Here is a 17,214-nt window from a genome sequence, read left to right as displayed (position 1 = left end):
TATAAAAAAGAACTGTGTAATTAATTTTACATAGTTTTTTTGTTTAATTTTAGTTATATTAAACAATGTTTTAAAACATTTTACGAATAATACGATTTCATTGCCAAAAAAAGTGTGTTTTATACGTTTTATAGAATAAAACACTATCATTTGTTATTTTTTAACAAAAAATTAAAAACCATCAAGTTAACATACTATAAAATAAAAGTTTACTTTTGTAGGATGTTTAAAAGTATTATCCCTTTATATACTTTTTTTTATTTTTTATTATAAAACAATTTAATCAAGGGCAATATTCGTCTTAAAATACGAGTCAGTTAAATTAATTAACCATTGTCTATTTATGAAAAGAGCAAAAGTATCTTCAGAACAAGATTGGCTAAACCTACTAGAGGAAGCCATAGCTAACGGCGTTAAAATTCAAGTAAACCATAGATTTAAGTATAAAGACAGAAATCTAGGAACTTTTCTTACTGGTGCTAAACGCAAAAGTAAACCCGAGTTAATTAAAAAAATTGAAGATTTAGGTCTCGATTTTAAAATGCACAGTAAAGATCCCGAAGATTTTTTAATGCGATATATTAAAGAACTTAGAGAAAACGAAAACCCTGTTAAACAACAATACATCACCCGTTTCAATTCTTACATACTTCCTAAGAAAACAATTCTTAAGAAAGATACTAAGAAAGAGTTGAATGAGGTTTGGAAAGAGAAGTTTGGAGACCGTAGAAAATGGACCAAACCAGAAACGACCGAAGATAAAATAATGAGATGGAAAGCTTTTAGATATGATGAAGCCCTAAACCCTGATGGTAAATGGTTTCACTATAAACGCATCATCGGTAAGTTATATAATTGGGTGTACACACGTAAAACTAATTTGGATAGAATGGAAGCTATTGCGCATCATTTTAATGCTAAAGAAATTGAAGAGCTTAAAAAAGAAGGCTTTTTTAATGTATAATTAACATTAGGCAGAATAGTAATCTTAAAAAATACAGTTATTTTCGTAGTGAACTCAAGTTAATACTGTTTTCATTCAAAAAAACCTGATGTAACTTCATAACTGTATTAATTAATGATTAAAAGAATTATCCTATCGCCAATTCAGAAATTTGTTAAGACCGAGAGTTTAGCAGGTATACTGCTATTTAGCGCAACTATTATTGCCCTTATTTGGGCCAATTCACCTTTCGTAGACAGTTACACGCATCTTTGGGAATATAAATTAGGAATATCTTTTGAAGATTTTGAGCTTAAAAAACCATTACATCTCTGGATCAATGATGGTTTAATGGCCATTTTCTTTTTCTTAATTGGTTTAGAGCTTAAACGAGAGTTACTTATTGGAGAAATTAACACGATAAAAAAAGCAGCGTTCCCTTTTGTTGCGGCATTAGGGGGTATGATAATTCCGGTTATTTTATACTTAACCTTAAATCAAGACGTAACAACGACAAAAGCTTGGGGTATACCGATGGCTACCGATATCGCTTTTGCTTTGGCTATTTTGAGCACTTTAGGGAAGCGTGTACCTTTAAGTTTAAAAATATTCTTAACCGCTTTTGCCATTATAGATGATATCGCCGCAGTATTGGTTATTGCCGTTTTTTATAGTTCTAATATTAATTGGGAATACATTATTTACGGTCTAATTCTTATTGGTATTTTAGCCGCCTTTTATAACAAAAAAAAATATTCCCTTGGTATTGGTTTAGTCCTTGCCGTCGTTATTTGGTTTTTATTCCTTAAATCTGGGATTCATCCAACCATAGCAGGTGTTCTATTAGCATTTACAATTCCTATTAAAAGGCGAATTAATTTAAGTCTTTACGCTGAAAACCTGTCTTCGATCTCCGAGAAAATCGTAAGGCAATCTGATGGGAAAGAAAAACACTTACTCTCAAATGATGAAATTAATCACATTGATGACTTAGACAATTTAACCGAAGCAGTGCGTTCTCCTTTGCAAGATTTAGAACAGAGATTACATAATCTAACCGCTTATTTTATTCTTCCTATATTTGCTTTTGCTAATGCCGGAGTCGTCATTAATACCAGTTATAACTTTAATTTCTCGCTCCTCTCAAATATCGCAATTTCTTTATTCCTTGGAAAATTTATTGGTGTGGCATTATTCTCTTACTTAGGAATAAAACTAAAAATAACGCGGCTACCGGAAGGTGTTAAATTTGCGCAAATTCTAGGAATTGCTTGTATTGCAGGTGTTGGGTTTACCATGTCTATTTTTATTGGAAACTTAGCCTTTAGCGACGATCTTTCTAATATAAACTCAGTTAAAGTAGGTATTATTATTGGTTCCTTAATAGCTGGGTTTTTAGGGTATGTTATTTTAAGATTTACGGGCAATAAACCTCCGTCTCAAAATTTAAATAAAGAGTTGTAAGTCGCACAGAGTCTAGGCTCATCTATGGCTATTTTTATAATTCTTACATCGTTTTGTAATGTCTTTCTTTTCCAATTAATTATATATGACTAAAACCATAAGTATTTTAGGCTGTGGCTGGTTAGGTAAACCGCTAGCTTTTAAATTGAGCGCATCCTATTCGGTGAAAGCGTCCAATAGATCAATCGAAAATGCCGTTGAATTTGAGAAGAATAATATCAAGCATTATGCAATTAATTTGGAAGACAAAACTATAGCCACGTCCAACTTTCTAAAAGCCAATGTTCTAATATTACCTATCGCTTATAAAAATATCGCTAATTTTGAACGCTTAGTGAATGAAATAGAAAAATCTTCAATACAACACGTTATCTTTATCAGCTCGACCTCGGTTTACGATAACACCAATGGGACGGTAACGGAAAATGCGCCTACCAACAATAGCGCGTTGTCTCAAATTGAAAAATTATTTTTAAACGCTTCCAATTTCGATACCACTATTATTAGGTTCTCAGGACTCTTTGGCTATAACCGTAATCCGGCTAATTTCATATCCGCATCGAAAAAAATGCCGAACCCTGAGGGTTACGTCAATCTTATTCATCGGGACGATTGCATCGCTATAATTGAAGAGATTATAAAAAAAGACTGCTGGAACACCATTTTTAATGCCTGTTGCAGTTCGCACCCAAAACGCAATTCATTTTATATCGCACTTGCTAAAAGCTACAACAAGCCATCGCCCGATTTCGAAAGCGGTTCTTCCAGCTATAAATTAGTCTCTAATGCTAAATTAGTAAACACTTTAAATTATGAATTTATTTACAACGATTTAACCAAAATATAAAACAAACGCTCCCAACGAATGCCTTTAAATATAGTTTTAATAGAACCCGAAATCCCAAATAATACTGGTAACATTGGCCGCTTAACATTAGGTTCTGGCTCGCGTTTGCATTTAGTAAAACCTTTTGGTTTCGAAATTAGCGACGCCCGTCTAAAACGTGCAGGCTTAGATTATTGGAAACATATAGATATTACCATTTATGAGAACATAGAAGACTTTTTTAATAAGAATAAAGATGCTGCTATGGCTTTCTTATCCAGTCACGGCTCACAATCGCATTGGGACATTCCTTTTAAAGACAATTTATTTTTAGTCTTCGGAAAAGAATCTTCAGGATTACAAAAATCAATCACCGATAAGAACAAAAAGGCCCTCTACAAAATACCACTTCATAGCGAGCACATTCGTAGTTTAAACATTGCAAATGCTGTAAGTATCGTTGTTTACGAAGGCTTAAGACAACTAAAATAAAGCGCTAAAAACCAGGTATCTACATTTTTGAAACTCCCCTAAAATCAAATTAAAAAAGAGTGTAAATTTATTTCGAAATTGTTAAAGCTATTCAAAAAAAATATACATTTACTATACATTGTGCTATTATCATATTAAATTAAGCACAACACACTTATTGTAAACTTATATTTATTTAAAGCGTCTTTAATGCAAAAATACATTGTTGTCAATCAGCCAGAAAAATGGACTGTTGCGATAGATCATATTTCCGTTATTTCGTCTCAAGACTATTTAACGAATCCTAAATTCTCACGTCTAAAAAAAGCAAGAATTTTTAACCTTTGTAAGGATTATTCATACCAATCTAAAGGATATTACGTCTCGCTTTTAGCCGAAGCACGAGGGCATTTAGCGATACCTACCGTTAAAAATATTGTCGATTTAAAAACCTTAAAGCTCGTTCGTATTGTATCTGGTGAGTTTGATGATGTGATTCAGCATCATTTAAAAAACATCAAATCTCAAGAGTTTACATTGAGTATTTATTTCGGCCAAAACGTAGCGCAAAAATACAAAGAGTTGAGTGCACTTTTTTACAGACATTTTCAGATGCCCTTTTTACGCGTAAAATTTAATCATACGACAAAATGGAATATTCAAAGTATTCGTGCTATTTCAGAAAATGAAATCCCTGAAGAACACAAAGAAAGTGTCCGCATATTTGCTAATCAATATTTTTCAAAGAAGCGTTACGACACACCGAAACTGGTAAAAACGGATTTTGATTTAGCCATATTAGTCAACCCCAAAGATCCTGCACCGCCAAGTAATGCTAAAGCCCTAAAACGGTTTACCGAAATTGCCGAAAAGATGAATATTTATGTCGAAATTCTTGAACCTAAAGATTTATCGCGCTTATCGTCTTTTGATGCTCTTTTTATTCGTCAAAGCACCGAAGTGAATAACGAAGCCTATGCCTTTGCTCGAAAAGCACAGAAAGAAGGTTTAGCGATTATAGATTACCCAGATGCCATTTTAAAATGCTGTAACAAGGTATATATGGCTGAAGCTTTAGAAAACGCGAATATAGACACTCCAAAAACGTGCATAGTATATAAAGAAAACAGAGACACTATCTTGGAGATTACAGGATTACCGTGTGTGCTAAAAGCGCCAGATTCTACGTTCTCCTTTGGGGTCAAGAAAGCCAAAACTGTAGACGAATATAACACGCTTGTTACCGAAATGCTTAAAGAATCTGACCTGATAATTGCGCAAGAGTTTTGCCCATCAGATTACGATTGGCGCATAGGTATTATCGACGACAAACCGTTTTACGCGTGTAAATATTATATGGCTAAAGGGCATTGGCAAATTTACAATTGGAAAGCAAAAAACAAAAATGACCAAGATGGTAATGCCGATTGCTTACCCATAGAAGAAGTGCCTAAAAAGGTGTTGAATATGGCTATAAAATCGGCTAAACTTATGGGAAAAGGTTTATACGGTATAGACATTAAAGTAGTAAATAACAAACCCATGGTTATCGAGATTAACGACAACCCAAATATCGATTTCGGAGTGGAAGACGCGTATTATGGCGATGCGGTTTACATCGAGATTCTTTCAGCCTTAAAAAAACGTTTAGATTCCTAATGAGCAAAAAATATCATTTATTTGAAGTATACGGTATAGAGTTAGAATATATGCTCATTGATACCGCTACATTTAAAGTCGCTCCCAAAGTGGATGCATTATTAACTAAAAAAAATGGTGCCTTAACTTCAGATATCGACAACGGTTTAATTGCGTGGAGTAATGAATTAGTGGCGCACGTAATAGAATTGAAGACAAATGGACCTACAAAAGATTTAGATAATTTATCGGAAGCATTTCATAAAAACATTATCGAAATAAATAGCCTTTTAAAGACTGAAAATTTAAAGCTATTACCAACAGCGTCGCATCCGTTAATGAATCCCTTAACCGACACACAGCTTTGGAAACATTCGTTTAGCGAAGTTTACGAGCTCTATAATCGCATTTTCGATTGTAAAGGTCACGGTTGGAGTAACGTGCAAAGCACACATATTAATTTGCCGTTTTTCGATGATAAAGAATTTGAAAAATTACACGCGGCTATTCGCGTTATATTACCATTAATTCCAGGATTATGTGCCAGTTCTCCTATCTTAGAAGGCAAAAATACGGGGTTTAAAGACACGCGATTAGAATACTATAAAACGAATCAGAAAGAAATTCCAGAAATGACAGGCTTGGTAATTCCGGAACGTGTGTTTACAAAAATCGATTATTATTCTACCATTTTCGAACCGATTAAAAAAGCCATCGCACCGAAAGATACTAACGGTATTTTAGATCATCATTTTTTAAATTCACGAGGAGCAATCGCCCGTTTTGATAGGAATGCCATAGAAATTAGATTGGTAGATATTCAAGAATGTCCGCAAGCAGATATTGCCATTTGCGTGTTAATTATTGAAACATTAAAATTATTAGTTAATAAACACTTAGCCTCTTTGAGCGACCAAAAAGGATGGACAAAAGAAGCGTTATTTGCTGTTTTTAACCCTATAATTAAAGAAGGTGAAAACTACGAAGTAACAAATACAAACTATTTACAATTGTTCCATCTAGAAGAAAACGCAACAGTGAATGCTATTTGGAAACACTTATATAAATTAGCAAAACCAACTATTCACGCGTCACATTATCACGCGATTGAAACGATTTTAAATGACGGCACTTTGGCGACTAGAATTTTAAAGGCAGTCGACAGTGATTTCTCTGAAGCTCACATTAAAAAAGTGTATTCTAAACTTGCCGATTGCTTACAAACAAATACCGTATTCTCAGTATGAAACTGATTGTAACCTGCGAACATGGAGGCAAGACTATCCCGAGTGAGTACACAGAATATTTTAAAAATAGTCTTGAAATATTACAATCGCATCGTGGTTACGACTTCGGTGCTTTAGATGTTTTTAATGCGTTAAAAACGCTAGCAGTATATTCTAATTATAGTGCTACAAGTAGATTGTTAATTGAATTGAATCGCTCGTTGCACCATAAACATCTCTTTTCTGAGTTTACGAAAGGGTTAGCCAACACCGAAAAAGAGGGTATTATAAAGGATTATTATTTCCCGTATCGCAATGCGGTAGAAACAGAAATAAGAAATTTAATTGGCAGTAATGAAACCGTGTTGCATTTATCCATTCATTCATTTACTCCCGTTTTTAACATTATAGAACGTTCGTGCGATATTGGAATTCTTTACGATTCTTCAAGGCAAGGAGAAAAACGATGGGCCTCACTATTAAAAGACCATTTAAAGACTGAAGATAGCAACTTAAACGTGCGATATAACTATCCCTATTTGGGCAAAGCCGATGGTTTTACAACGTACCTAAGACAACAATTCGCACTTAATTATCTAGGTATTGAATTAGAGATTAATCAGAAGTTTTCAAGGCAAAATATAATGCATTCAACATTAAAAAGCATCTTATTTCACGCCATAAAAAAAGCCTTAAATTAATTAAGGCTCTTTTTATACGCTTGACTTTTAATCATTTTTAAATATAAATTTTCGACTTTAGTTCGTGCCCACGGTGTGCGACGTAAAAATTTTAAGCTCGATTTTACTGTTGGATTTTCATTAAAACAGCGAATTTTTATGGTAAGTCCTAAATATTCCCACCCGTAATGCGTTTGTAAATCGGTGATTATTTTTTCTAAAGTAATACCGTGTAAAGGATTGTTAGGTTGTGGTTCCATTTTTTAAGAATTTAAAACGAGTGCTTTAATTTTAACAGCTTTTTCAAAATGATTTAATTGATGCGTTCCTATCCACCACGTTGCAGCTTCCATTAATAACTCCGGATCGTCATTTTTATTAGCAAAAAAAGCGTAAAAAGAGAGTCCGACGGACTCTCCCTTTTGCTCTATTTTCTTATTGCAAACTGCTATAATTTTTTCCTTTAAACGACTACGCATCCTTAACTTTTTGAACGTCGGTCGTTAGTACGTTTTGGACGTCTTGAATTGTGAGCCGATTTACTCTCACCAGATTTAGACCCTCTTGATTTGGATGTATTAGAGTTACGCGATGATCTACCACCACCACCACCTTGCTTTATCGGTGCTGTTGATGCATTAGGATCAGGTTCGTAACCTTCCATTATTTCAATTGGTAATTTCTCGCCTATTAATTTTTCAATGTCTCGTAAAAATGTAGTTTCATCGGCACTTACTAAAGAGATTGCTTCTCCTTTCGCTCCTGCTCTACCCGTTCTACCAATTCGGTGAACGTAATCTTCAGAGATATTAGGAATTTCAAAATTCACCACGTGTGGTAATAAGGGAATATCTAGTCCTCGAGCAGCAATATCAGTAGCCACTAAAACACTTACGGTTCCTTCTTTGAAACCTGCTAAGGCTTTTGTTCGTGCCCCTTGACTTTTATTTCCATGAATAGCTGCTGCAGTAATGCCTTCGCTAATCATTTTCTTTGTTAGTTTATTTGCTCCGTGTTTGGTACGTGCAAACACTAAAACTTGCTTCCAATTTCCATCTAGAATTAACTTGATGATGAGGTCTGTTTTTTTACCTTTCGCTACACGATATACTTTTTGAGATATAGCCTCTACGGTTGTGTTTTCTGGCGTTGCTTCAACTTGCGCTGGATGATTTAAAATACCCTTCGCGAGTTTCTTTATGTCTTTAGAAAACGTCGCAGAGAACATTAAATTCTGACGTTTTGCTGGCATTATTTTCATTACCCGTTCAATATCGCGTAAAAACCCCATATCTAACATACGGTCTGCTTCATCCAAAACAAATATTTCTACGTGTTTTAAAGACAATAGACCTTGATTATTTAAATCTAGTAAACGCCCTGGAGTTGCTACCAATACATCTACACCTTGTCTTAAGGTAGAGACCTGCGATTTCTGGTTTACACCTCCAAATATAACAGTACTGCGAATATCTAAAAACTCACTATACTCTCTAACATTAGCATACACTTGTGCTGCTAATTCTCGTGTTGGTGTTAATATTAACGCACGAACTGGACGATGTCTTTCGGCTGGTCGTTGTGATAATAAATGTAATAACGGCAGTGTAAAACCTGCTGTTTTTCCTGTTCCTGTTTGGGCAGAAGCCAATACATCGACTCCTAATAAAACTGGAGGAATTGCTTTTAACTGAATTGGAGATGGAGTTGTGTATCCTTTTTTGCTAATTGCTTTTAGCAAGGCTTCGGATAAGCCTAAAGATTTAAATGACATACAAATTGTTTAGAAACCCACATTTGTGGGGTGGGAGATGACAATTTATTATAAATATCACCTCTATTAATTAAGCGACAAATGTACACTTAATTTATTTCTATTTACTATAATTGTGTTTTCTTTAGTCCTAAACCCCCATAAACCGTATTGAAAAGCGATCTTATAAAAACTCGCTATCCTGAAGTACACGAAAATCGAAGGCATTAAACTCAGTACTTATAGCTTTTAGCTCTTTGAATAGCGACTTACTACCTATTGAAATATTTACCGCGCCCGAAGACGACGTTAGCGAAACTGTTTTATTTAGACGCTCGCGGCAAAAAGCTGATACACTTGGCAACACAAAATGGTGTACTCTAGATATTTAACTTTCTCACTGCTCTAGTTTTAATCCGTACTTTTTAAACTGCTTTCTAAAGAAATCTCAGGGCTATTTTACTGTTTCCAATTATAAACAACAGCATTGCTACCGAAGGGAATTCTTGTGGACAACCGATAATATTATGGCATTTTATAGCCGTCGCACCCATAGCGGATGCATCTATTTTTTCACTTTCATCCGATTCTTCACTATCGCAAACCTCAATTTTATATGCTTTTAGAAACTGTTTCCATTCTATAATGGCTTCTTGAGAAATACCGTAACGCAAATTTAAATTGTAAATCGCAGCGATGCATAACTACACCGAATTATAGTGACTGCCGTAACAACAATCGATATCCTTTTCTAATAGATCGCCAGTAGTAAAACGTGGTGGCGGCAGCTTGCCTAAAATTAAAGGTTCTAAGTCTTTCTGTATAAATGGCGGTTACGGCTACCGGAGTACAACATTAAGCCTTGGCTAAAAGCATCTCTACTTCGTGCATTGTTGGCTTATATTTTATTTTGTTGGGTTTGGTAAAATGCTCAGATTCCGTCTTTAATTCTTTCAAAATCTCTTGAGCATCTTCCATTTTTCCTTTATTCTGAAGAAATTTAGCCAATGCTAATCGCTCGTTATAATTTGAATAACGCTGATCTATTTGTCGTAATTGCTCTTCGGCTTCTTCAACGCGACCTAATTCATTTAACGCTAAACCATAAAGAAACTGTGCGTTTTTAGCTCTAAAATCTAATACGTCTTTTATTTGATCACCATAAAAAACAGAACGCTCAAAATTATTTGTTTGATAATAGCCGGCTATTAATTTTTTAATGACAAATAAATTATTTTGACCTTTATCTTCTAAAGCAATTTTGTAATGGGTTATGGCATTCTCAAAATCTTTCATTTCAAAATACGCTTCTGCTAAATTAATTCTATTGAGATACGTTTCTGAAAACTCAAGTTTCTTCTCTAGATCCTTAACTTTTTTCGAGGGTGTTAAAACAGCCGTTATCCCTTCTTGAATTCTTTCGCCATCGCGTTTATTATAAACCTGTGTAATTAAATAAATTGCCGAACCAATAGCAGGAATAAATAAAATTAAAAAAATCCAGTAATACTGGTTCCTGTTTTTAATAAGATGATAGATGCACTACACTTGCAAAGCAACGATAATATAGTACATATGTTAAATTTTATTTTAAAGTGTTAAATATAGTGAACTATCCCCAATAATATAAGTACCTTAAGGGTTAAACAAATATTAAAATTATGGGAAGAGGAGACAAAAAATCGAAACGCGGAAAAATTAGCCGTGGTAGTTATGGTGTAAGACGCCCACGCATAAAAAAACGAGTAACACCGGAAACTAAAATAGAAATCGATAAAAAAGTTAAACCTTAATTTATCGGGTAAATACTAAGTTATGTTCTGAAGAAAGCGCGTCGCTTAATCCGTATCCCTCTGCAGTAAACCCTTTTAAATCATCAATGGTTTTAGCATCGGTATCTACGATGTAACGCGCCATTAATCCGCGAGCCACTTTAGCGTAAATAGCAATTATTTTATACGTGCCATTTTTAAATTCCTTAAACTCGACTGTAGTTACAGGAACTTTTAAGGCTGCGGTATCTATAGATTTAAAATACTCGTTACTCGCTAAATTTACAAATACCTCATCGTTTTCTAATTCCTCATTTAGCGCTTTAGTGATCTCTTCTTTCCAGAATTCGTATAAGTTTTTGTTCTTTCCCACCGGCATTTTTGTTCCCATTTCTAAACGGTAGGCTTGCATTAAATCCAACGGTTTTAATACGCCGTACAGCCCCGATAAAATGCGGACTTTATCTTGTAATACATCGATTTTTTTTGACGCTATGGTATAAGCATCCAGACCGCGATATACATCCCCATTAAAAGCATAAATTGCCGCACGTGCATTGTCTGTTGTAAATGGTACCGTCCATTCTTGGTTACGCGCGTAATTTAGTTGCCCCAAATTATCGCTTATATGCATTAATTTAGATAGGCTTTTTGCCGATTTCTCTTTTAGTATGTTATTAAGTCGCTCCGATTGTTTTAAAAATATGGGTTGCGATACTTTTTCTGTTGGTAACTGCGTTTCAAAATCTAAAGATTTTGCTGGTGATAGTACTATTTTCATCTTTTATTGCTTCTGTTTACTAATTTACTACTAATTCTCCTGTTTTACAGCTAGACCTTAAATCTTATGATTGTATTAACGCATTTTGCAGCTAAAAACAGACTAGCGTTCGCCATATATAAATTTAATACTTAAAGCACAAAGTACACACCCCTTTGCACTGCTATTTCTTATCAATGTATAAGAAGTATTTATAGACTTTTAAGGGGTATTTAACAGACGTTAGTTTTGTATCACACTTGTTGTAATTAATTAGATACTGAATTGATCTGCCTTTTTCAAAATCCTTTACACGTATCTTTTCTAGATGTTCAGAACTATTCTTTTTATAAATAGCCCCATTAGACGTTCTTAAACCACTTCTGTTTTTAGAACTATTTTTAAAAATTCGACATTTTTATTCTCTTCTACACACTAAATAATGCGAGATTAATCTTAGAAAAACAATTAAGCTTTCTTTCATTTCATTTTAATTTTTATTTCAGAATTATATTGTAATTTGCCCTAAACGATTCTGTATTTACAGATCAATGGTTCTAAATCAATTAAACTATAATAAGCTATTTATTTCTTATAAAGAAAGCTAAGAATTCAATTAAACGACTATTATGCGTACTCAATTTTATATTATATCAACTATTTCATTGTTGATATCACTGGCATCAGGCCTATTTTTAAGTCCTTATTGGTATGTGCTTTTTGGGATTGTATTATCCTTTACCATTCTAGGATATTATGATATTCTCCAAACGCGGCATACTATTATGCGAAATTATCCAATACTAGGTAGGCTGCGCTTTGTATTAGAAGATTTACGTCCTAAAATGTATCAGTATTTTATAGAATCCGATATTGATGGTAGACCTTTTAATCGCGTGGACCGTTCCACAGTATACCAAAGAGCGAAAGGCGTGCGTGATACGATTCCTTTTGGTACTCAACTTGACGTTTATGCCGAAGGCTATGAATGGATTTGTCATTCAATAGCGCCAAAGGCTTTTGAAACGCTAGATCACGATCCCCGAGTAATAATTGGTAATAAAGATTGTACGCAACCGTATTCTGCTAGTATATTGAATATTTCAGCTATGAGTTTTGGTGCGCTTAGCTCTGCTGCAGTTGAGGCGCTTAATGGCGGCGCTAAAATTGGAAATTTCGCACAGAATACCGGAGAAGGCGGGTTAAGTGACTATCATTTAAAGCACGGTGGTGATTTGATTTGGCAAATTGGTACAGCTTATTTTGGATGCCGAACAGAAGAAGGAAAATTCAATCCAGAACTCTTTTCCGAAAAATCGCAACATCCTCATATAAAAATGATTGAACTCAAAATTTCGCAAGGGGCAAAGCCCGGACACGGTGGTATTTTACCAGCCGAAAAGAACTCCGAAGAAATTGCAAGAATCAGACATATTGAGCCGCATACTAAGGTTAGTTCTCCACCCTATCACTCCGCTTTTGATACACCAATTGAAATGGTAAAGTTTATTAAAGAACTAAGAGATTTATCGGGAGGGAAACCGGTGGGGTTTAAATTGTGTATTGGCTATAAAAGTGAATTTATATCCATTTGTAAAGCTATGGTAGATTTGGATATTTATCCTGATTATATTGCTGTAGACGGCGGTGAAGGCGGTACAGGCGCTGCACCACCAGAATTTAGTAATTATGTAGGTGCACCTTTGATTGATGGTCTTGATTTTGTCCATAATATTCTAACCGGAATGGGGATACGACAACATATTAAAATTATTGCTTCGGGAAAAATCACTTCTGCTTTTCATATTGCGCGTGCAATTGCTTTGGGAGCCGACGCTTGTTATCAAGCCCGCGCTATGATGTTAGCATTGGGGTGTATTCAAGCCTTACTGTGTAATACAAATAAATGTCCTACAGGTATAACAACACAGGATCCTAAACTTACTGTAGGCTTGGTTCCTAGAGATAAAAAAATCCGTGTCGCTAGTTATCACGAAAAAACACTTAAAAATTTCGTTGAACTTTTAGGAGCTACAGGTTTAGATGAAGTGAGAAATTTAACACGTTCTCATATTTATCGTCGTATTTCATTTAATGACATGATAACTTATGAAGAACTTTTCCCTTCAATAAAACCAGGATCGATGGTTAATGGAGAGATTCCAGAGAAATACAATATGGACTTTGCTTTTGCCGATAAAACACGCTGGGGAATTCATCCTGAAGCAGCCGTCTAATTTTAGTTATTAATTACTAGACCTCGTGTTTTGGTAAACTATACGTCCGTTACAGCGAAAGATTCAGAATTTTGAAGGCTTAATTTAGATTGGTTTTTATTTTCAAATCTGGAGGTATTGTCTAATTCACGTCATTTTTCCCTTATGAACTTTACGTTTGCGGTGTTAACGAGAATTAAAATTGCTGTGATGATTAATTAATGTTGGCCAAGGTATAGAAACACGCGTTTACAATTGTCACATCCAGATTGCTATTGGGTGATGCATATAGTAGTTCTCTAGTGAAAAATAAATGTGCTTTTTCTTGTTTTTTTACCACAGTACTTTTTATTAACTATGGCAAATACTTTTAAAAACACAGCCAATTCCTCTCTTTTTTATAGAAAATTTAAATGCGCTATTACCTAATGTGAAGACTCACAAAAGCCTTGGCATTCTATTATATACGTTGATTCACATAGTAATCTTCTAGTATCTTTTGCGATAAGGGTTGAGGCTTTGTTGGAGCTCTCTCGATTTTTTAAATCGGGAAGCGACTGCCGAAAACCTGTCCACTATTGTAGGTAGAAAATAGTGGAACGCCCAAATTAAAAATCACTTTTAAAAAGTAAATCAGCGCATAAAAAAAGCACGATTTAACGTGCTTTAATTTTTTAGTCTTCTAAATGTTTCGAATAGCCTCGCCATTTCTCGATACACTGCTGTATATCTTCTGGAATTGGAGCGCTAAACTGCATAAACTCTCCCGTTTTGGGATGCTCGAAACCTAAGGTTTTTGCGTGTAGTGCTTGACGCGGCAATATTTTAAAACAATTATCTACAAACTGTTTATATTTGGTAAAGGTTGTCCCTTTTAAAATGCGCTCTCCGCCGTAGCGTTCGTCGTTAAAAAGGGTGTGACCAATATGTTTCATATGCACACGAATTTGGTGCGTACGTCCGGTTTCTAACTTGCAAGTTACCAAGGTTACATACGTTAAACGCTCTATGACTTTAAAGTGCGTTACAGCAGGTCTTCCTTTGTCTTCGTCCTCGCCGAAAAACACGGTGTTTTGCAATCTATTTTTAGGATGGCGGCCAATATTACCTTGTATAGTCCCTTCATCCTCTTCCATATTACCCCAAACAATAGCTACATATTCGCGCTCGCTAGTTTTGTCTTTAAATTGCTTAGACAAATGTGCCATTGCGTGTTCGGTTTTTGCGACAACTAGCAATCCGCTAGTGTCTTTATCGATACGGTGTACCAACCCTGGTCGGTCGCTAGAGTTTTTCGGTAAATTCTCGAAGTGATAAATTAAGCCGTTTATTAAGGTTCCTGAATAATTTCCGTGACCGGGGTGCACGACAATTCCTGCGGCTTTATTTACTACTAATAAGGTATCGTCTTCGTACACAATATCGAGGGGCATGTCTTCGCCAACCAACAAATTCTCGAATGGCGGATGCGAAAAAAGCACCCGGATACTATCGTCTGGTTTTACTTTATAATTGGCCTTTACAGGGGCGTCATTAACATGTATATTGCCCTCTTTAGCAGCGGCTTGAATTTTATTACGCGTGGCGTTTTCTATAAAATTCATTAAATATTTATCGATACGAAGAGGTGTTTGCCCTTTATCTACGGTAAATGCGAAGTGCTCGTAAAGTGTCTCGTTTTCGTTTTCTGGTAATTCTGGTGTATAGTCTTCTGTCATTATAAGCTTAATTACCGTTTCCGTTTCCTAAAACGAAGTCAATAGTTGATGTTTTTGATAGTTGTTCTCCTGGCGCGATTGGGTTTCCTTCAAAACGTAAACCTAACACCATATCTTTACCAATATTATCGATATATGTTGTCTTTCCTATTTTAAAGCCTAGCGCTTCTAAGGTTGGTTTTGCTTGTCTAAAAGTACGCTGACGTAAATCTGGAACGGCTATTTTACGATATCCTGAAGGGTTTAAAGTAATATATATTTTACGGTCTTCTTTTACCTGACTTCCTGCTTTTGGCTCTTGTTCGATTACCGAATATTTTGGATAGTCTGGATTATAATTTGCCGAATCTTGTATTTCTAGGGTTAGCGTTTCTTGTTCGAGCTCTATTTGTGCTACCCCTAATGATTTCCCTGTTAAATCGGGCACAGATTTAAATTCGCCGTGATTAGTAGAGATGTTTAACCACTTTAAAACAAGAAAACATAAAACGATAACTACTACAACAGCTAATACGAGTTGTTTTACAAACACTTTACTCGTTAAAAATTTGACTAGACTCATTAAAAATTATTTAGTTCAACTATTTAAGTATTATATAATCGTTTTTTTACTCTAAATAGTATGGCAAATATATAAAAACTAAAAGGTTTCTGTTTCAAATAAAATAAATGATATTTTTACGTTCTGTAAATAAAATGCTTTATTTTAAAGTAGCGCAACTCAACAGACATTAAATACAGCTTCAATGAAAAAAAACATAGCGATAATTATGGGAGGATATTCTAGCGAATATCAAATTTCCTTAAAAAGTGGAAACGTTGTTTACGACACGCTAAAAGCGTCTAACTACACTCCATATCGCATACATATCTTTAAAGACAAATGGGTGCTTGTAGACCACCAAGACCAAGAATTTCCAGTGGATAAAAACGATTTTTCGGTAGTGGTAAATAGTACAAAAATAACATTCGATTGTGTCTTTAATGCTATTCATGGCTCGCCGGGAGAAGACGGGTTTATGCAAGCCTATTTTAAACTCCTTAACAGACCACAAACCAGTTGCGGTATGTATCAAGCAGCGCTGACTTTTAACAAACGAGATTGCTTAAGTGTTTTAAAACCGTATGGTATTTTAACTGCTGAAAGCTATTATCTTAATTTAGGCGATGCCATAAACGAAGAAGACATCATTAAAAAAGTGGGCCTACCGTGTTTTGTAAAAGCAAATAAAGCCGGAAGTAGTTTTGGTATTAGCAAAGTGTATAAACAAGATGCTTTACAAGAAGCAATTACCGTGGCTTTTAATGAAGATGACGAAATTATCATAGAATCGTTTTTAGACGGTACAGAAGTGTCTGTGGGTGTGATCACTTATAAAGGAGAAACAAAAGTATTACCACTTACTGAAATAGTAAGCGATAACGATTTTTTCGACTACAAAGCTAAATACCTCGGGCAATCGCAAGAAATAACACCGGCAAGATTAACAACGGTACAGGAAGAAAAAGTGGTTACCGTAGCTAAAAAGGTATACGAAATCTTAAAAATGAAAGGCTATTCACGTAGCGAATTTATTTTTAAAAACGGAGAGCCACATCTATTAGAAGTCAATACCGTTCCGGGATTAACCAACGAAAGCATTTTACCTCAACAAGCAACGAAAGCCGGCATTTCTATGCTGGAATTATTTAGTAGTGCCATTGAAGAAGCACTGAAGAAATAAAACTGCAATTTATCTAAAAGCTA

General features: G+C 34.9%; 18 protein-coding genes. 10 read left to right on the top strand and 8 right to left on the bottom strand.

Features of this window, described 5'->3' with window-relative positions:
* Positions 1 to 343 precede the first annotated feature (343 nt).
* From ES677_RS03420 to ES677_RS03390, 7 genes are all read left to right on the top strand, one after another.
* Complete coding sequence (locus tag ES677_RS03420) at positions 344 to 964, top strand: hypothetical protein (RefSeq protein ID WP_148369635.1); 621 nt, start codon at positions 344 to 346, stop codon at positions 962 to 964.
* Positions 965 to 1,078: 114 nt separating this feature from the next.
* Positions 1,079 to 2,407 (top strand): Na+/H+ antiporter NhaA, encoded by a 1,329-nt coding sequence (gene nhaA / locus ES677_RS03415; RefSeq protein WP_148369634.1) that lies wholly within the window; start codon positions 1,079 to 1,081, stop codon positions 2,405 to 2,407.
* Positions 2,408 to 2,492: 85 nt separating this feature from the next.
* A complete protein-coding gene (locus ES677_RS03410) occupies positions 2,493 to 3,254 on the top strand; it encodes a Rossmann-fold NAD(P)-binding domain-containing protein (protein WP_148380444.1) in 762 nt (253 codons plus the stop codon).
* Between the two features lie 18 nt (positions 3,255 to 3,272).
* A complete protein-coding gene (locus ES677_RS03405) occupies positions 3,273 to 3,725 on the top strand; it encodes a tRNA (cytidine(34)-2'-O)-methyltransferase (protein ID WP_148380443.1) in 453 nt (150 codons plus the stop codon).
* Positions 3,726 to 3,914: 189 nt separating this feature from the next.
* Entirely contained in the window at positions 3,915 to 5,363 is a 1,449-nt protein-coding gene (locus tag ES677_RS03400; protein WP_148369631.1) for a RimK family protein, read from the top strand.
* Entirely contained in the window at positions 5,363 to 6,589 is a 1,227-nt protein-coding gene (locus ES677_RS03395; RefSeq protein WP_148369630.1) for a glutamate-cysteine ligase family protein, read from the top strand. The genes ES677_RS03400 and ES677_RS03395 overlap by 1 nt, the downstream gene beginning before the upstream one ends.
* Positions 6,586 to 7,269, top strand: a complete 684-nt coding sequence (locus ES677_RS03390; protein ID WP_148380442.1) for an N-formylglutamate amidohydrolase — start codon at positions 6,586 to 6,588, stop codon at positions 7,267 to 7,269. Before ES677_RS03395 ends, ES677_RS03390 begins: the two co-directional genes overlap by 4 nt.
* Here the strand turns inward: ES677_RS03390 and ES677_RS03385 are convergent.
* The 5 genes from ES677_RS03385 to ES677_RS15240 form a co-directional block, all read right to left on the bottom strand.
* Positions 7,266 to 7,508: a VF530 family protein gene (locus ES677_RS03385; RefSeq protein ID WP_148369628.1), complete on the bottom strand. Its 243-nt coding sequence runs from the start codon at positions 7,506 to 7,508 to the stop codon at positions 7,266 to 7,268. The genes ES677_RS03390 and ES677_RS03385 overlap by 4 nt on opposite strands.
* Positions 7,509 to 7,511: 3 nt before the next feature.
* Positions 7,512 to 7,727, bottom strand: coding sequence for a DUF6500 family protein (locus ES677_RS03380; protein ID WP_148380441.1), 216 nt, complete (start codon positions 7,725 to 7,727; stop codon positions 7,512 to 7,514).
* A gap of 2 nt (positions 7,728 to 7,729) precedes the next feature.
* Positions 7,730 to 9,022 (bottom strand): DEAD/DEAH box helicase, encoded by a 1,293-nt coding sequence (locus tag ES677_RS03375; protein ID WP_148380440.1) that lies wholly within the window; start codon positions 9,020 to 9,022, stop codon positions 7,730 to 7,732.
* 416 nt (positions 9,023 to 9,438) lie between these two features.
* Complete coding sequence (locus tag ES677_RS15615; protein ID WP_246124357.1) at positions 9,439 to 9,675, bottom strand: hypothetical protein; 237 nt, start codon at positions 9,673 to 9,675, stop codon at positions 9,439 to 9,441.
* A 181-nt stretch (positions 9,676 to 9,856) separates the two neighbouring features.
* Positions 9,857 to 10,297, bottom strand: a complete 441-nt coding sequence (locus ES677_RS15240) for a hypothetical protein (protein ID WP_170235039.1) — start codon at positions 10,295 to 10,297, stop codon at positions 9,857 to 9,859.
* A gap of 365 nt (positions 10,298 to 10,662) precedes the next feature.
* On the opposite strand from ES677_RS15240, the gene ES677_RS03360 reads away from it, so the two are divergent.
* Positions 10,663 to 10,794 (top strand): 30S ribosomal protein THX, encoded by a 132-nt coding sequence (locus tag ES677_RS03360; protein ID WP_148380438.1) that lies wholly within the window; start codon positions 10,663 to 10,665, stop codon positions 10,792 to 10,794.
* A 1-nt stretch (position 10,795) separates the two neighbouring features.
* On the opposite strand, the gene yaaA is transcribed toward ES677_RS03360, so the two are convergent.
* Positions 10,796 to 11,554 (bottom strand): peroxide stress protein YaaA, encoded by a 759-nt coding sequence (gene yaaA / locus ES677_RS03355; RefSeq protein WP_148380437.1) that lies wholly within the window; start codon positions 11,552 to 11,554, stop codon positions 10,796 to 10,798.
* A 608-nt stretch (positions 11,555 to 12,162) separates the two neighbouring features.
* Between yaaA and ES677_RS03350 the strand changes: the two genes are divergently transcribed.
* On the top strand, positions 12,163 to 13,770 hold the full coding sequence (locus ES677_RS03350; RefSeq protein ID WP_148380436.1) for an FMN-binding glutamate synthase family protein: 1,608 nt from the start codon (positions 12,163 to 12,165) through the stop codon (positions 13,768 to 13,770).
* 653 nt (positions 13,771 to 14,423) lie between these two features.
* Here the strand turns inward: ES677_RS03350 and ES677_RS03345 are convergent.
* Together ES677_RS03345 and ES677_RS03340 are read right to left on the bottom strand one after the other, a co-directional pair.
* On the bottom strand, positions 14,424 to 15,467 hold the full coding sequence (locus ES677_RS03345) for an RluA family pseudouridine synthase (protein WP_148369621.1): 1,044 nt from the start codon (positions 15,465 to 15,467) through the stop codon (positions 14,424 to 14,426).
* Positions 15,468 to 15,474: 7 nt separating this feature from the next.
* Positions 15,475 to 16,029: a PASTA domain-containing protein gene (locus ES677_RS03340; RefSeq protein WP_148380435.1), complete on the bottom strand. Its 555-nt coding sequence runs from the start codon at positions 16,027 to 16,029 to the stop codon at positions 15,475 to 15,477.
* A gap of 184 nt (positions 16,030 to 16,213) precedes the next feature.
* Here ES677_RS03340 and ES677_RS03335 point away from each other — a divergent pair, with 184 nt between their 5' ends.
* A complete protein-coding gene (locus ES677_RS03335; RefSeq protein WP_148380434.1) occupies positions 16,214 to 17,191 on the top strand; it encodes a D-alanine--D-alanine ligase in 978 nt (325 codons plus the stop codon).
* The last annotated feature ends 23 nt before the right edge of the window (positions 17,192 to 17,214 follow it).

This window comes from Bizionia gelidisalsuginis, assembly GCF_008086185.1.
GTDB lineage: Bacteria > Bacteroidota > Bacteroidia > Flavobacteriales > Flavobacteriaceae > Bizionia > Bizionia saleffrena.
Note: the sequence above shows the minus strand (reverse complement) of the source record. Positions and strands in the feature narration are given on the sequence as shown.

Coding starts and splice junctions, on each gene's coding strand:
- ES677_RS03385 (WP_148369628.1), bottom strand. CDS start 7,508: ATGGAACCACAACCTAACAATCCTTTACACGGTATTACTTTAGAAAAA.
- ES677_RS03410 (WP_148380444.1), top strand. CDS start 2,493: ATGACTAAAACCATAAGTATTTTAGGCTGTGGCTGGTTAGGTAAACCG.
- yaaA (WP_148380437.1), bottom strand. CDS start 11,554: ATGAAAATAGTACTATCACCAGCAAAATCTTTAGATTTTGAAACGCAG.
- ES677_RS03360 (WP_148380438.1), top strand. CDS start 10,663: ATGGGAAGAGGAGACAAAAAATCGAAACGCGGAAAAATTAGCCGTGGT.
- ES677_RS03380 (WP_148380441.1), bottom strand. CDS start 7,727: ATGCGTAGTCGTTTAAAGGAAAAAATTATAGCAGTTTGCAATAAGAAA.
- ES677_RS03400 (WP_148369631.1), top strand. CDS start 3,915: ATGCAAAAATACATTGTTGTCAATCAGCCAGAAAAATGGACTGTTGCG.
- ES677_RS03350 (WP_148380436.1), top strand. CDS start 12,163: ATGCGTACTCAATTTTATATTATATCAACTATTTCATTGTTGATATCA.
- ES677_RS03395 (WP_148369630.1), top strand. CDS start 5,363: ATGAGCAAAAAATATCATTTATTTGAAGTATACGGTATAGAGTTAGAA.
- ES677_RS03340 (WP_148380435.1), bottom strand. CDS start 16,029: ATGAGTCTAGTCAAATTTTTAACGAGTAAAGTGTTTGTAAAACAACTC.
- ES677_RS03390 (WP_148380442.1), top strand. CDS start 6,586: ATGAAACTGATTGTAACCTGCGAACATGGAGGCAAGACTATCCCGAGT.
- ES677_RS03420 (WP_148369635.1), top strand. CDS start 344: ATGAAAAGAGCAAAAGTATCTTCAGAACAAGATTGGCTAAACCTACTA.
- ES677_RS03335 (WP_148380434.1), top strand. CDS start 16,214: ATGAAAAAAAACATAGCGATAATTATGGGAGGATATTCTAGCGAATAT.
- ES677_RS03345 (WP_148369621.1), bottom strand. CDS start 15,467: ATGACAGAAGACTATACACCAGAATTACCAGAAAACGAAAACGAGACA.
- ES677_RS03375 (WP_148380440.1), bottom strand. CDS start 9,022: ATGTCATTTAAATCTTTAGGCTTATCCGAAGCCTTGCTAAAAGCAATT.
- nhaA (WP_148369634.1), top strand. CDS start 1,079: ATGATTAAAAGAATTATCCTATCGCCAATTCAGAAATTTGTTAAGACC.
- ES677_RS03405 (WP_148380443.1), top strand. CDS start 3,273: ATGCCTTTAAATATAGTTTTAATAGAACCCGAAATCCCAAATAATACT.
- ES677_RS15240 (WP_170235039.1), bottom strand. CDS start 10,297: ATGAAAGATTTTGAGAATGCCATAACCCATTACAAAATTGCTTTAGAA.